14 protein-coding genes are annotated in these 12,550 nt (G+C 62.9%); 5 read left to right on the plus strand and 9 right to left on the minus strand.

The genetic code is table 11. The annotated features are described in order from the left end of the window. Window positions 1-6 precede the first annotated feature (6 nt). From AABA48_RS09360 to AABA48_RS09370, 3 genes are read left to right on the plus strand one after another with little or no spacing between them, the layout of a single operon-like run. Entirely contained in the window at window positions 7-264 is a 258-nt protein-coding gene (locus AABA48_RS09360) for a sulfurtransferase TusA family protein (protein WP_286350225.1), read from the plus strand. Further along, window positions 251-1,312 carry a PAS domain-containing protein gene (locus AABA48_RS09365; RefSeq protein ID WP_286350226.1) on the plus strand — a complete coding sequence of 354 codons (1,062 nt, stop codon included), beginning with the start codon at window positions 251-253 and terminating at the stop codon, window positions 1,310-1,312. The genes AABA48_RS09360 and AABA48_RS09365 overlap by 14 nt, the downstream gene beginning before the upstream one ends. 9 nt (window positions 1,313-1,321) lie before the next feature. Beyond that, window positions 1,322-2,230 carry an alpha/beta fold hydrolase gene (locus AABA48_RS09370; RefSeq protein WP_286350227.1) on the plus strand — a complete coding sequence of 303 codons (909 nt, stop codon included), beginning with the start codon at window positions 1,322-1,324 and terminating at the stop codon, window positions 2,228-2,230. A 20-nt stretch (window positions 2,231-2,250) separates the two neighbouring features. On the opposite strand, the gene AABA48_RS09375 is transcribed toward AABA48_RS09370, so the two are convergent. Further along, window positions 2,251-2,592, minus strand: coding sequence for a PilZ domain-containing protein (locus AABA48_RS09375; RefSeq protein ID WP_286350228.1), 342 nt, complete (start codon window positions 2,590-2,592; stop codon window positions 2,251-2,253). A 179-nt stretch (window positions 2,593-2,771) separates the two neighbouring features. Then, window positions 2,772-4,121, minus strand: a complete 1,350-nt coding sequence (locus tag AABA48_RS09380) for a sensor histidine kinase (protein ID WP_286352528.1) — start codon at window positions 4,119-4,121, stop codon at window positions 2,772-2,774. 181 nt (window positions 4,122-4,302) lie between these two features. On the opposite strand from AABA48_RS09380, the gene AABA48_RS09385 reads away from it, so the two are divergent. Then, window positions 4,303-5,310 carry a ribonuclease Z gene (locus AABA48_RS09385; protein ID WP_286350229.1) on the plus strand — a complete coding sequence of 336 codons (1,008 nt, stop codon included), beginning with the start codon at window positions 4,303-4,305 and terminating at the stop codon, window positions 5,308-5,310. Between the two features lie 68 nt (window positions 5,311-5,378). Here AABA48_RS09385 and AABA48_RS09390 read toward each other — a convergent pair whose 3' ends face one another. From AABA48_RS09390 to nudC, 5 genes are all read right to left on the minus strand, one after another. After that, window positions 5,379-5,864 carry a YchJ family protein gene (locus AABA48_RS09390; protein WP_286350230.1) on the minus strand — a complete coding sequence of 162 codons (486 nt, stop codon included), beginning with the start codon at window positions 5,862-5,864 and terminating at the stop codon, window positions 5,379-5,381. A gap of 110 nt (window positions 5,865-5,974) precedes the next feature. After that, window positions 5,975-7,057 (minus strand): class I SAM-dependent methyltransferase, encoded by a 1,083-nt coding sequence (locus AABA48_RS09395; RefSeq protein WP_286350231.1) that lies wholly within the window; start codon window positions 7,055-7,057, stop codon window positions 5,975-5,977. Further along, window positions 7,054-7,938: a DUF2156 domain-containing protein gene (locus tag AABA48_RS09400; protein ID WP_286350232.1), complete on the minus strand. Its 885-nt coding sequence runs from the start codon at window positions 7,936-7,938 to the stop codon at window positions 7,054-7,056. The genes AABA48_RS09395 and AABA48_RS09400 overlap by 4 nt, the downstream gene beginning before the upstream one ends. Before the next feature lie 13 nt (window positions 7,939-7,951). Continuing rightward, window positions 7,952-8,392, minus strand: a complete 441-nt coding sequence (locus tag AABA48_RS09405; RefSeq protein WP_286350233.1) for a DUF4149 domain-containing protein — start codon at window positions 8,390-8,392, stop codon at window positions 7,952-7,954. A gap of 62 nt (window positions 8,393-8,454) precedes the next feature. Further along, window positions 8,455-9,330, minus strand: a complete 876-nt coding sequence (nudC, locus tag AABA48_RS09410) for an NAD(+) diphosphatase (RefSeq protein WP_286350234.1) — start codon at window positions 9,328-9,330, stop codon at window positions 8,455-8,457. Window positions 9,331-9,631: 301 nt separating this feature from the next. Between nudC and AABA48_RS09415 the strand changes: the two genes are divergently transcribed. Continuing rightward, window positions 9,632-11,935, plus strand: coding sequence for an MASE3 domain-containing protein (locus tag AABA48_RS09415; protein ID WP_286350235.1), 2,304 nt, complete (start codon window positions 9,632-9,634; stop codon window positions 11,933-11,935). Here the strand turns inward: AABA48_RS09415 and AABA48_RS09420 are convergent. Both AABA48_RS09420 and AABA48_RS09425 read right to left on the minus strand, forming a co-directional pair. After that, entirely contained in the window at window positions 11,917-12,321 is a 405-nt protein-coding gene (locus tag AABA48_RS09420; protein WP_286350236.1) for a hemerythrin family protein, read from the minus strand. The genes AABA48_RS09415 and AABA48_RS09420 overlap by 19 nt on opposite strands. Continuing rightward, window positions 12,302-12,517 (minus strand): hypothetical protein, encoded by a 216-nt coding sequence (locus tag AABA48_RS09425; RefSeq protein WP_286350237.1) that lies wholly within the window; start codon window positions 12,515-12,517, stop codon window positions 12,302-12,304. The genes AABA48_RS09420 and AABA48_RS09425 overlap by 20 nt, the downstream gene beginning before the upstream one ends. Between the last annotated feature and the right edge of the window lie 33 nt (window positions 12,518-12,550).

Raw genomic sequence — 12,550 nt, forward strand, 5'->3', positions numbered from 1 at the left:
GATGTCATGGAAACCATTGAATTCGACATCCGCGGCCAGATCTGCCCCTCCACGCTGCTGATTGCGCTGAAGGAAATCAACCACCACCGCACCAGCCTCAAGAACGGGAGCTGCATGCTCGTGTTCCTGACCGACAACCGGGATGCAACCATAACGATCCCGGAAACGGTGCGCAACATGGGATATGGGGGCCAGGTGGAAAAACGGAACGGTTACTACGTGCTGACGATCTCACGGGCGGGCGGAAGCGATGGGCCTCATTGATACGTTGAAATCATTTTTCGGCAATCTGTCCGGCAGGGACGAGATACGCCGGCTCCGCAGGGAAAACGAGGAACTGGCCGAGCGGGAGCGCAAGGCGATCGCCTATATCCGGGAGAAGACGAACCACCTCCTGACCACCATCGGCACCCTCCCCCTGCGCCACGAAGAGCTTGACGACCGCAGCCTGCTGGAAGTGGACCCCATCGGCATCGTCTGCGATTCCTTCGAACAGATTCTCGAACACATGAAAGAGGTGAATGCCGAGCTGAAGCTGGCCCATGACGAGATACAGGGAATCTTCGACTGTTCCGACGCCGCCATTTTCGTGCTGGACACCTCGATGAACATCCAGGCGAGCAACTCCCAGGCCCGGAAGATATTCGCCTACGACGGCAACCCCATCGGGAAGACCTGCGACGAAATCATCTGCCGCACGAAATATCCCGAAGGCTGCATTTTCAAGAGCATCATAGCCTCGAAGCGCGCCGAGCGGCGCAGCGAGTGCGGCCGCGTCGGGAGATGGTTCAACGTCCACGGCGCCCCCATCAAGGACCGCTTCGGCGATATCACCCACGTGGTTCTCTTCTATACGGACATTACCGAGGAGAAGCGGGTGCTCGACACGCTCCGCGAACGAGAGGGGATGTATGACCTGATCCTTGACAATGCCAGCGACCTGTTCCAGAGCATAGCCATCGATGGTTCCATCAACTATGTGAACCGGGCATGGCGTACCACTCTGGGCTACACAGACGACGATCTCGCCACGCTCTCAATCTTTGACGTCATCCATCCTGAGTCCGTGGATCATTGCCGCGAGATATTCATGAAACTGCTGGCCGGCGCGCGTTCAGGACCGGTCTCCTTCTCGTTCGTAACAAAACACGGCCGTACCGTGCCGGTCACCGGCTCCGTATCGTGCAATTTCCGGGACGGGAAACCGTATGCCACCTGCGGCATTTTCCACATCATGTCCGGCATCGGCCAGGACAGCGCCGCCCCCTGCCCCGGAACCGAGAGCCGGGCCGGCGGCCAGCGCGCCGGCTGACCCGCGACCATGAGCAGCACTTCGTCCGGCTCCTTCTTCACCTATTCCCCCGACACCAGCATTCACTATCGTATCCACGGCCGTGGCCCGGTGAGCGTGGTCTTCATCCACGGTTTCGCCGCGGCCCTGAGCACGTGGGACGACCTGGCCCCCCTCTTCCCCCCCGACCGCTTCACCCTTTACCTGATCGACCTGAAGGGATTCGGTTTTTCGTCCAAACCGCGGCGCGGTTCGTATTCTCTGGAAGAACAGGCCGCCGTGGTCACGGCCTTCATCACGGCACAGGGACTTCGCCAACTCGTGCTCACGGGGCATTCCCTCGGCGGAGGTATCGCGCTGCTGGTTGCCCTCCGCGCCAACGAACGGGGTGACGACGGACTGATCGACAGGCTGATTCTCCTGGACTGTGCCGCCTACCCCCAGCGGCTTCCCCGTTTCATGCGACTGCTCGGGGTGCCGGTGCTCGCCCGGCTCGGCATGGCCCTGATCCCGGTACGACTGATCGTCACGCGGACCCTCCGCGCGGTATTCCAGGACCCCGCCGCCATCACGGCGGAACGCATCCGGCGTTACGAAACCTGCTTCGGCAGAAGGGGGATAGCGCGGGTGCTGATCCGGACCGTGCGGGAGCTTTCACGGACCGATGTCTCAGCCGTCATTCAACGGTATGGAGAGATAGCCATCCGCGCCCTCATCATCTGGGGAGAAAACGACCGCATCGTCCGGCCGACACAGGGCCGCCGCCTGGTCAACGCCCTGCCGTCGGCACGGCTTGCCGTCATTGGTGACTGCGGCCACAATCCCCACGAGGAGCAGCCGCTCCGGACCTACGAACTGATACGGGAATTCATCGAAGAAGGAGAGGATAAGGGCGAGGGTGTGAACGCCGCGCAAACCAGCCAATGTCCTGCGCAGTAGTTTTGCATCAACGAATATGGCTACGGAGTGCGGCGCAATTCTTCAATAAAGCGCCGGTAGCGCTCCTCTCCGGCGATGAACTGGGTTATTTTGATGCCCATACCGCTCTTCTTGACGAGGTGGATGACCTGGGGGGGGACCTTTTTGGACCACCTGACCATCCCTTCCAGAAAGACCGGCTCGCTATCGGGAAGTTCCAGTTCGATCTGAATGAGGGTGCCCGGCGGGCAGAGGTTGGTGGTCTTGATGAAGAGGCCGCGGGGCGAGACATCTTCAGTGAAGGCGAGCCGACTGGGGGTATCGGTTCCGAACCTGAGCGACAGGCGCTTTTTTGCCCTCCCCGTCTTCCGTTTTTCGACCATATTCCATCCTTTCGCTTCAACCCGGATCCGGTGTTCTTTAGACGTCCTGGGCAGTTTTACACCAGCAGAAACCCGATGTGGTAAAGTAACGCTACCACAACCACCACATTTGCACACACAAAATGCAGGCGATCGGAGGGGCGGGCGTCCGCCGTCTCGCCCGATCGAGGGAACGCCGGCTACGGCAGGGTGAAGGTGAAGGTTGCCCCATGGCCCGGCACGCCGTGGGCGGTAACCGTGCCGCCGTGCCGCTCGACAACCCGCTGTACGGTGGCGAGCCCCACGCCGGTGCCCGGAAACAGGCTCTCGTCGTGGAGTCGCTGGAACACCTCGAATATCCGTCCCACCTGCCTCATGTCAAAACCGGCGCCATTGTCGCGAAGATAAAAGACACGTTCGCCGTTGCGGTCAACGGAGCCGAATTCTATCCGGCCGCCATCCACGTTCCGGGTGAATTTCCAGGCATTGGACAGCAGGTTCTGCAAGGCTACGCGGAGCATTGAGGGGTCCCCCTCGGCCGTCAGATCGGGGGCAATGACAAAATCGACCCGGCGGGCCGGCTCCGACCGGCGCAGGTCCAGGGCAAGCTGGCTGACCAGTGCTCCCATGTCGACTTTTTCACGGCGGAGCTCTTTTCGCGAAACCTGGTTCAAGGCCAGGAGGGCTTCCATGAGGTCATCCATCTGGGAACTCCCTTCGCAGATACACGACAACAGGAACCGACCGTCGTCGCCCATCTGCTCGCCGTAGATTTCCTGCAGCGTCTCAACGGCGCAGGATATCTTGGCGAGCGGGGCGCTCAGATCGTGGGAGAGGGAATGGCTGAACGCCTCCAACTCCCGGTTATTGGCCGCCAGATCCCTGGCGCGGCGCTCCAGAGAGGCATTGAGGGACTTGATTTCCTCCTCGCTGCGCCTGCGCTCGGTCACATCGCGCACCACCTGGACGCCGGCGACGATTTCACCGGCGGCATTGCGCACCGGTGAAGAGGTGATCTCCAGAAGACGTGTCTCCCCCTTGCTGATGAACCGGCGGTTTCCCGTGCATACCTCGCCGGTATCCATGGCGCGGGCCACGGGACAGTCACGGCAGGCGTCCGGGTCTTCGTCGTATGCGTCGGAGCAACGTTCTCCGCCGTGCTCGCCGAGCAGTCGCTCATGGGCCCGGTTCTGGTAGACGATGCGGAAATCCCGGTCGAGCATGCAGACGCCGTCGCCGACCGCGTCAATGACGGCATCGGTCCTGGCCTTTTCATCCAGGGCAGCGGCCACCGCCGCTTCCAGCTTCCGGACCAGCAACCGGCGCTCGCTGAACAGTCTGCGGACAAAGAAAATGAGCAGCAGTTGTGCAATGAGGGGGATCAGGTGGAACAGAGAGGCAAGCACGGTCGGAGCGTGAAGGCGGCCGCATTCGCATTCCACTTGGGGAATGACGGCATCGATCACCGTGTCGGCGAACCAGAAGGCCGTTAGCGCCACGAGGGTCGTGACGATGATCGATTCGATACCGTTTTTAGGCGGGTCACTCATTGTTTTCACGGATAAGACCTCGCGTCCCTGCGGGGAGTCATCTCCAAAATTACATCAACATTCCGCCAGTTGCGCCACCATACAACCAAAAATCAAAATACGTTAATTTTTTAATGCAAAGACAATACCCACAACTCAAGACGTGATACACTTGCCCGCAAAAGGCCACGGGAGACTGATGATGCCGCCACTTTTTCACCCTCATCTTGTAAATGGCCCTTTCGATGATCCGGGGCTCTACGTCGATTTTCTGTTCGGGCGGCGGGCGGTCCTGTTTGACCTTGGCGACACGGCTCCACTGCCGCCCCGGAAGGTGCTCCGCCTTTCCCACATTTTCGTCTCCCACACCCATGTGGACCACTTCATAGGCTTCGACCGGGTGGTAAGGCTCTGCCTCGGCCGGGAAAAACGGCTTCACCTGCTGGGGCCACCCGGATTCGTTGATCACGTGGCAGCACGACTGGCGGGATACACCTGGAACCTGGTGGAAACCTTCCCCACCGACTTCACCGTCGCTGCCGCCGAGCTTCATCCGGACGGAAGCGTTCACAGCGCGGAGTTTCATTGTCTTGCCGCATTTTCGAGGGAGAACGAACGGCGGGATCGCGCCGCCGGCGGAGTGCTCCTGGATGAAGAGGCCTTCCGCGTCAGAAGCGTCTTCCTCGATCATGGCATCCCCTGCCTCGCCTTTGCCCTTGAAGAAAAAAGCCACGTGCACATTCTCAAGAACCGCCTGCGGGAGGCGGGATTGCCGACTGGGGCGTGGCTGGCGGAACTCAAACGGGCAATTCTGGGGGGCAGGGACGACGGGGAGCCCTTCAGGGTATGGTGGCGGGAAGGTGGAAAAGAATGCGAGGCGTGTTTCCCTCTCGGCGAACTGCGGGAGCGTTTCACCAAAACCGTGGCCGGACAGAAGATTGTCTACGTCACGGACGCAGCGCCGACCACGGAAAACCGGCGTCTCATCGTGGAACTGGCCGCCGATGCCGATTACCTCTTCATAGAGGCCCCCTTCCTGGATGAAGAGCGGGAGCGCGCCGGCGAGCGATGTCACCTGACCGCCCGCATTGCAGGCGAACTGGCCAGGGATGCGGGCGTTGCGCGGGTGGTCCCGTTCCACTTCTCCCCCCGTTACACGGGAAGGGAATCGCTGCTGCGGGATGAAGTGGAACGGGCCTTCAGGGGGTGACGTCGGAGCGGAAAAACGAACCGCGGCGCCGAATGGGCGCCGCGGTGAAGATCAGACGGCGAACAAGGTCAGGCGCCGCAGCACTTTTTGTACTTCTTGCCGCTGCCGCAGGTGCACGGATCATTGCGTCCGACCTTGGTGCTCACGGCGGGCTGGGGCTTGATCCCATAGCCATCGGTAAAATACCAGGCATCATCGACTTTGCGGAACTCGGCCAATTCGTGGTGGGTGCGGCGCCCTCCGGCGTCACGGTATCGGGCGACGAACTCAACCCGCCCCTCGGTGTCGGCGGGTCCTCCGCCTGCAGTGGCAAGGATTTCGAGCCCCTCCCACTGGGATGATTCGGCCCACTCGCGGGTTCCCTTCTCGTCGAAATCGGCCCGGTGGTCCGGATGTGTGGTGTCGTGGATATAGCCTATCTCCGCACGGGTATAAGCGGTGTAGCGCGAACGCATCAGCTCTTCGGCGGTGAGAGCTGCGCGCGCGCCTGTGACGAGGGGCTCACAGCACTCGCCGAAGCTTTTGCCGGTACCGCAGGGACAAAGGTTGGTCATGGGTGGCTCCTTGTGGCGTGTAAATCGGCCCCGTTGCCATGGGCTCGGGGGCCCTCCTGAAAGCCATTACATACCTGCCCGCGCTGTCCGTGTCAACTGTTAAGGAGCCGCTACCGGAACGGGATGACGAACAGCGCATCGAGGAAGGGATCAACGCGTTCCCGGTCGCCCGGAGTCAACGCGCTCACCGGCACCGGTGTGCGGAAGCGCCGTAAAAACCGCCGGGCGGCAAAGCCGAGCACGGGATTCTTGTGGCCGAGACGGGGAGGTACGGCCAGCGGCGCGAGACGGAGAACACCCACATCGTGCCTGAGGGCCGGATTGAGCATCAGGAGCGCGTCCGGGGCGAGGCCGCAGCCGCCCCGGGGTTCGCGCCCCAGGTAGAGGACGAAGTTGGGCACCGGTTCGCCGGCCTGCTCCAGCCCGCGCAGGCGCGCCACCTCGGCTGCCGGCTCGGCAAGGGCGCGGGAGTGGGCGAAACGAAGCGGGACCAGCCCGGTCTCCCCCACCATGGCCATGAGCCCGTCAATGCTGAAGGTGCGGGCGCGGGGATGAAGCAGGGCGTCGGCAAGCCCCGCGTCCCCTCCCCCTTCGCCCGAGGCCTCCACGGCATGGCCGAGCCTCGACCCGGGCGGCGAACGGCGCAGAAGATCCTTGAGCCGCGCCACGTCCCGCACGCCGGCCAGGCGCAGGGCCCGGCGGGCCGATTCCACCCCCCGTCGCGCGCCCCGGCTGTAGACCATGAGCCGGAGGATCCCCCCCGGCGCCAGCCGTCGCTCCAGGGCCCGCAGTCCCGCCAGGGGGTCGGCCAAGTGGTGGATAACGCCGAAGGAATCGATGAAGCCGTACTCCCCCTGGGCCGCGGCCGGGTCCATCAGGTCTCCCTGTTCGAAGGAAATGCCGAACCTGCCGTGCATCCAGGCATGGAGCCGGGCCCGCCTGAGGTTGGCGGCGGAGAGGTCCAGGGCGGTGACCGGTACGCCGGGATTTGCCACCGCCGTGGGGTAGGGGGAAAAGCTGCCGCAGCCGGCAAGGAGGACACGGCGGGCCGCGGCCGGCGGCAGCGTGCCGTTGAAGCGGGCGTAGAGAGCGTCGAGGTTCAGGGCATAGGTGTCGCTCCGCCTCACCGATGCAGCGAGCGGATAGCGGGGGTAGACCCAGGTTTCGTAGTGGAGGCGCACCTGATCGTTCATGGCGCCGGGGGTTTCCGCAACCGGAATTTGCGAACCAGTTCCACCGGGTGGTAGGAGAGCTTGGCAGTGCGCAAGCCCGGCTCGCCCAGATCCTGCTCGCGGTTCACGAAGGTGCAGTCGGTGAAGAGGCGACAGAACTCCCGGTTCACCAGTTGGGAAATCCCTTCCATGAAGGGATCGGATTTTTCGAAGTGACAGACGGCGGTCTCCCGGTTGAGCCGTTCTCCCAAGGCAAAGGCACCCACCCTCCCCTCCACGGCAATCACCACCCCTTCAAGCCCCAATTCGGCGGACAGAGTCACCGCTTCGGCGGCAGCGGCCGTTTCCGGGTCGAGCGACATGCTGCCGGCGGCATCGCGCACCCGGCGCCACTCGTCGAGCAGCGCCAGGCATCCCTGCCGGTGGTCCGGCCCGAACACCCGCACCTCGAAGGGGTGACGCGCGGCAAAATAGTTGATCCGGTTCTTCTTCTTGTGGAAGCGGTTGCCGGGGAGATCGGCCAGATCCGATCGGAGGTAGAGGTAGTCGAAGCCATCACGGTCTTCTTCGACCATGATGGCTGCATCCGCCCCATGGCGTTCCAGAAAGGCGTCATCGGCCCCGTAGATGGTGAAGCCGCCCGCCAGAAGCGCGCGGAGCGCCCCCTTTACGTCGCCCGAGAGGGGCGGCAGGGCGTACGCCTCGCCGCCGTAGCCCCGGCCAAGCACCACCAGCGCGTCTCCCAGCCGGGTGAGGCGGTAGTCGTGAATCCCGCGGAACAGGTAGAGATTGGCGAACGTCAGTTCGGACACGCGGGGCTGAAGCTCGGTGAACAGAGCGTCCAGCAGCGGCTTGTCCGCCAGGGCAAGGGGGCGGGAGTCGGGGTGACAGGGTATCTCCATGGCGTTCTTCACCCTAGAGCAGGATAACCAACACCACCCCGCCGGCAATCACCGACAGGTTGCACGCTGCCGAAATCCCGTGAAGCTTCGAAAACTCGCGCCTGAGAGGATGATCCTTGGTGGTGGTTTCGAAAGAGGGGATCTGACGCTTGAGCTCCGCGGCCTTCGGCTCGATGTGGAACGCCTGGAACGCCGTGACGGCAAGCATCACCACCATCAGGGCCGCGGCCGGAATCCAGTTCTTCCCCCTGACGACCAGGAGCGCCACCAGGGCCACGGCGCCGCAGGCGAGCCCCCAGCGAAAGTAGCCCGGGAAGAGATAGCCGACGATGCGCCCGGCCGCGTCGCGGCTCTCGGAACGGAAGATGATCGGGGTCAGGATAAAGGTGAACAGGGCGGCGCCGCCGACCCACAGGGCGACGGCAAGGCGGCAGAGAGCGGAAACAAATGACACGGTGAACCTCCCTTACGGTGCTGGTACGCTTTTCCGAATCCCGATTACCGGGTTCCGGCCTTTCATGGCGTTTCCCGGTCCCCGAGTGCGAAGCGCTCGATGATCCACCGGGCAATGCTGCGGTGATGGGGGAGCGAACCGGGCATCCGGTCCGCGCTGAACCAGCGGCCGTCCTCGATTTCATCGGGATCGACCCGGATCTCGCCGCCGGTGTATTCAGCCACGAACCCCGCCATGAGCTGGCTCGGAAACGGCCAGCACTGGCTCCCCACATAGCGGATGTCGGTAATCTCAACCCCGGCCTCTTCCCGCACCTCACGGCGGGCGCACTCCTCCAGCGACTCGCCGAAATCGAGAAAACCGGCCACGAGGCTGTAGCGCCCGGGCGCCCATTCGGGCTTGCGAACCAGGAGAAACTCGTCGCCCCTCCTGACGAGGATGATGGCGCAGGGATGGATGTGGGGAAAATGCTCGGTCCGGCACGAGGGGCAGTGTTTGCCCCATCCGCCGGCAAGACGCTCCGTGGCGCCGCCGCACCGCGGGCAGCGGGCGCTGGAGCGATCCCAGTGCAGGACCTGCTGGGCAATGCCGCCCAAGGTGAGGGTTGTGTCATCCAGACGCTCGTCGCCTGCGTTGAACGGCTCAGCAGCCAGATGCGGCGGCAGCTCGGCCCGGGAGCCGATGCGGATGGCTCTGACCGGCAGCCCCTGCCAGCGGGCAATAAGGACAGGCTCGGACTCGGCAACAATCCCATCCGGCAACGTCCCGCGGGGGAGTACCAATCGGTCGGCCTGGACGGCCGCAACCAGCGAACCGCCGCGCAGAATGGCCCAGATGCCCGGCGCGCCATCATCGGTGATGCCGGGATGGAGCATTTCGAAGCTGTCGCCGAGTACCGCTGCGTTAAAGGGAAGATTGACCGTATCGGGATACCGCATGGGGCCTCCGGAGATTGTCGAAGCGGGTGTATCCGCAACCGGTGCCGGCGTGCGGGGGCTGGCGACACGCCGGCAGCCCCTTGGCGGCCCGTTGCCTGCAAACAAGCTCTAAGAATACCCCCCGCGCCGCGCCCGCGCAACCGTGAACTGCGGAGGAGAGCGACTGAGTCCCGCGACGGCGTGTTATGCTTCCTCATGAATTTCCTGGCTTGCGCAGCACGGCATTGAGCCGGTATACTCAGTTCCGCATCGCCTCGCGAACGCTTTTGTCACAAAACATCTAGCAGGAGCAGGTATCTCCATGCCCGAGAACAGGAACTCGTCCGAAACCGTACCGCTCCTCGCCACAGGAACCGGAATCCTCGTCGCGCTCTACCTGACGAGCTTTTACAGCTTCGTGCTGTTCCACGTCCTGGTTGAGTTTTTCTCTGTTGTCGTGTCGGGCGGGATCTTCGTCATCGCCTGGAACTCGCGCCGCTTTGCCGCCAACGGGTACCTGCTGGTCATCGGCATCGCTCACCTCTGCGTCGGCGGCATCGACCTGCTGCACACCCTCGCCTACAAGGGCATGGGGCTCTTCCCCGGCTTCGATGCCAACCTCCCCACCCAACTCTGGATAGCCGGGCGCTACCTGCAGAGCGTCTCGTTCCTCCTGGCCCCTTTCTTCATCGGCCGCCGACTCCTGCCGCGCACCCTGCTGACCGCATACCTGGCAGTCACCTCGCTGACGCTCGCCGCCATCTTCGTCTGGCAGATCTTTCCCGTCTGCTTCGTGGAGGGGGTCGGCCTCACACCCTTCAAAAGGGTCAGCGAATATATCATCTCCGCAACATTCGTGGCGGCCCTGGTCCTGCTGAGGGTCAAGCGCAGGGCGTTCGACCGCCGGGTCGCCAATTATCTGTCGGGAGCCATTACTCTCATGGTGGGCGCCGAACTGGCCTTCACCTTCTACATCGACGTCTACGGCCTGAGCAATCTGGTCGGCCACATGTTCAAGGCGGCGGCCGTGCTGCTCATCTACCGGGGGCTGGTCGAGACGGCCCTGACCCGCCCCTACGACATCCTGTTCCGGGAGCTGGCAGAGCGGGAAGAGGCCGTGCGGGAGTCCCACCAGCGCATCTCCACCATCCTCGAAAGCATTACCGATGCATTCTTTTCACTGGATCACTCATGGCGCTTCACCTACCTGAACGGGGAGGCGGAGCGGTTGCTCGGGCGCACCCGAAAAGAGCTGCTGGGAAAGAGTATCTGGGAGGAATTCGCCGCCGCCGTGGGTACAAAGTTTGACGTCGAGTACCGTCGCGCCGTGGCAAGCGGAACGACCGCCACGTTTGAGGAGTACTACCCTCCCCTCGCCCGCTGGTTCGAAGTTCACGCCTACCCCTCGCGGGACGGACTCTCGGTCTTTTTCCAGGACATCACCACCCGCAAGCGGGCCGAAGCCGAACTCCGCGCTTCGGAGGAACGCTTTGCCAAGGCCTTCAACACCGCGCCCACCATCATGATCATCGCATCCCTTGCCGACGGACGGTATCTGGAGGTGAACGGGGCGTTCGAAAAGGCCCTTGGCTGGCGGAAGGAAGAGGTGCTCGGCCGCACATCGTACGATCTCGGCATCTGGATTGACAAAGCCGAGCGCGAAGATGTGCTGCGCGAGGTTACCGGGCAGGGCTCGGTCCACAACCGGGAAATCGTGTTCCGCAACAGGAACGGTGAAACGATCATCGGACTTTACTCGGGCGTCATTATCGAACTGAACGGCGAGCAGTGCCTGCTGAGCCTTGTCCGAAACATTACCGCCCGCAAGCGGGCCGAGCAGCAGGTCGTCATCCTCAACAAGGAATTGGAGGCCCGGGCGGAGGTGCTGGAGGAAACCAACTGCGAACTGGAGGCGAGCGTCGAGCAACTGGAAGCGGTAAACCGCGAACTGGAGGCCGCCAACGAGGAACTGGAGGCGTTCAACTACTCGGTATCCCACGACCTGCGCCGCCCCCTCACCAACATCAACGGGTTCTCCCAGCTCATTCTGGAGTTGTACGGCGGTCAACTGGAAGACCAATGCCGCGATTTCGTCCGCTGCATTTACGACGAAACGCGCAACATGGACCATCTCATCGGGACCCTGCTCAAGTTCTCCCGGATCTCGCGCTGTGCGATGAAGCCCGAAACGGTAGACCTGAGCGCCATGGCCCGGCAGATATCAGAAACCCTGAGAATGGGCGAGCCGGAGCGCAGGGTCAGCTTCCATCTGACCGAGGGAATAACGGCCCGGGGGGACGCGGGGCTGCTCCACATCGTACTCGACAACCTGGTGGGAAATGCATGGAAATACAGCAGCAAGCGCGCTGATGCCCGCATCGAGTTCGGCGTGACCGGCAGAAGCGGCGCCGCAACCTACTTTGTTCGCGACAACGGGGCCGGCTTTGACATGGAACTGGCGGAACGGCTCTTCGCGCCGTTCCAGAGGCTCCATCACACCGACGATTTCGAAGGGCACGGCATCGGCCTCGCCACGGTGGCGCGGATCATCCAGCGCCACGGCGGCAAGGTCTGGGCGGAAGGAGCGGTGGGACAGGGGGCTACCTTTTACTTCACCCTCTGTTGAAGATAAGATGCGAACTCCCTGTCCATGCCGCAGACATGGTCCACGAGCCACTGAAACAGGGTCCGTCCGGTTTCGATCACCAGCAGGTTGGTTACCCCCTGCTCCGCGAGCGATACCCTGATGCCGTCGAGCTGCCGACGGAACGTCTCGTGGGCCATGCGATGGAAGCCGGCGTCGGGATAGTGGCATTCCCGTTGCAAGTCTTCCTCATCCCGGAAATGATTCTCGGCGTATGATTCGAGAAACGCGATTGTTTCCAGCAACTCGTGTCTTGCGGTCCCCCCCGTGAGGGCATCAATCAGCCTATGAAATCGGGAGAAGAGTTCGCGGTGCTGCCGATCCACCTGCTCTACCCCGATCAGATACTCATCCTTCCATACAACCATCAAGTTCTCCCTTCTTAATCTGCACCACGAAGGCCGGCCCCCCCACTGACCCTGTCCGCCAGGCCACCGGGCGAAACCGCCCCACGATGCTCCTGAACTCTTCAGAGAACGCCGGCAGGGCATGGGCCGCACGGGCGGTTTCCTCAGAGCCGCGGGAGGACACCTTGATTATGATCGAAACCTGCCGGAGGTTCATGGTGATCTGGTCGGTGGTGGCGTTCTGCTACTC

Origin of the sequence: Geobacter sp. 60473 (assembly GCF_036323535.1) — a bacterium.
In the GTDB taxonomy this organism is placed as follows: domain Bacteria; phylum Desulfobacterota; class Desulfuromonadia; order Geobacterales; family Geobacteraceae; genus Geobacter; species Geobacter sulfurreducens.

Bases quoted from the DNA above. Each gene is read 5' to 3' on its own strand.
- AABA48_RS09360 (WP_286350225.1), top strand. From the start codon at position 7: ATGGAAACCATTGAATTCGACATCCGCGGCCAGATCTGCCCCTCCACG.
- AABA48_RS09365 (WP_286350226.1), top strand. From the start codon at position 251: ATGGGCCTCATTGATACGTTGAAATCATTTTTCGGCAATCTGTCCGGC.
- AABA48_RS09370 (WP_286350227.1), top strand. From the start codon at position 1,322: ATGAGCAGCACTTCGTCCGGCTCCTTCTTCACCTATTCCCCCGACACC.
- AABA48_RS09375 (WP_286350228.1), bottom strand. From the start codon at position 2,592: ATGGTCGAAAAACGGAAGACGGGGAGGGCAAAAAAGCGCCTGTCGCTC.
- AABA48_RS09380 (WP_286352528.1), bottom strand. From the start codon at position 4,121: ATGAGTGACCCGCCTAAAAACGGTATCGAATCGATCATCGTCACGACC.
- AABA48_RS09385 (WP_286350229.1), top strand. From the start codon at position 4,303: ATGCCGCCACTTTTTCACCCTCATCTTGTAAATGGCCCTTTCGATGAT.
- AABA48_RS09390 (WP_286350230.1), bottom strand. From the start codon at position 5,864: ATGACCAACCTTTGTCCCTGCGGTACCGGCAAAAGCTTCGGCGAGTGC.
- AABA48_RS09395 (WP_286350231.1), bottom strand. From the start codon at position 7,057: ATGAACGATCAGGTGCGCCTCCACTACGAAACCTGGGTCTACCCCCGC.
- AABA48_RS09400 (WP_286350232.1), bottom strand. From the start codon at position 7,938: ATGGAGATACCCTGTCACCCCGACTCCCGCCCCCTTGCCCTGGCGGAC.
- nudC (WP_286350234.1), bottom strand. From the start codon at position 9,330: ATGCGGTATCCCGATACGGTCAATCTTCCCTTTAACGCAGCGGTACTC.
- AABA48_RS09415 (WP_286350235.1), top strand. From the start codon at position 9,632: ATGCCCGAGAACAGGAACTCGTCCGAAACCGTACCGCTCCTCGCCACA.
- AABA48_RS09420 (WP_286350236.1), bottom strand. From the start codon at position 12,321: ATGGTTGTATGGAAGGATGAGTATCTGATCGGGGTAGAGCAGGTGGAT.
- AABA48_RS09425 (WP_286350237.1), bottom strand. From the start codon at position 12,517: ATGAACCTCCGGCAGGTTTCGATCATAATCAAGGTGTCCTCCCGCGGC.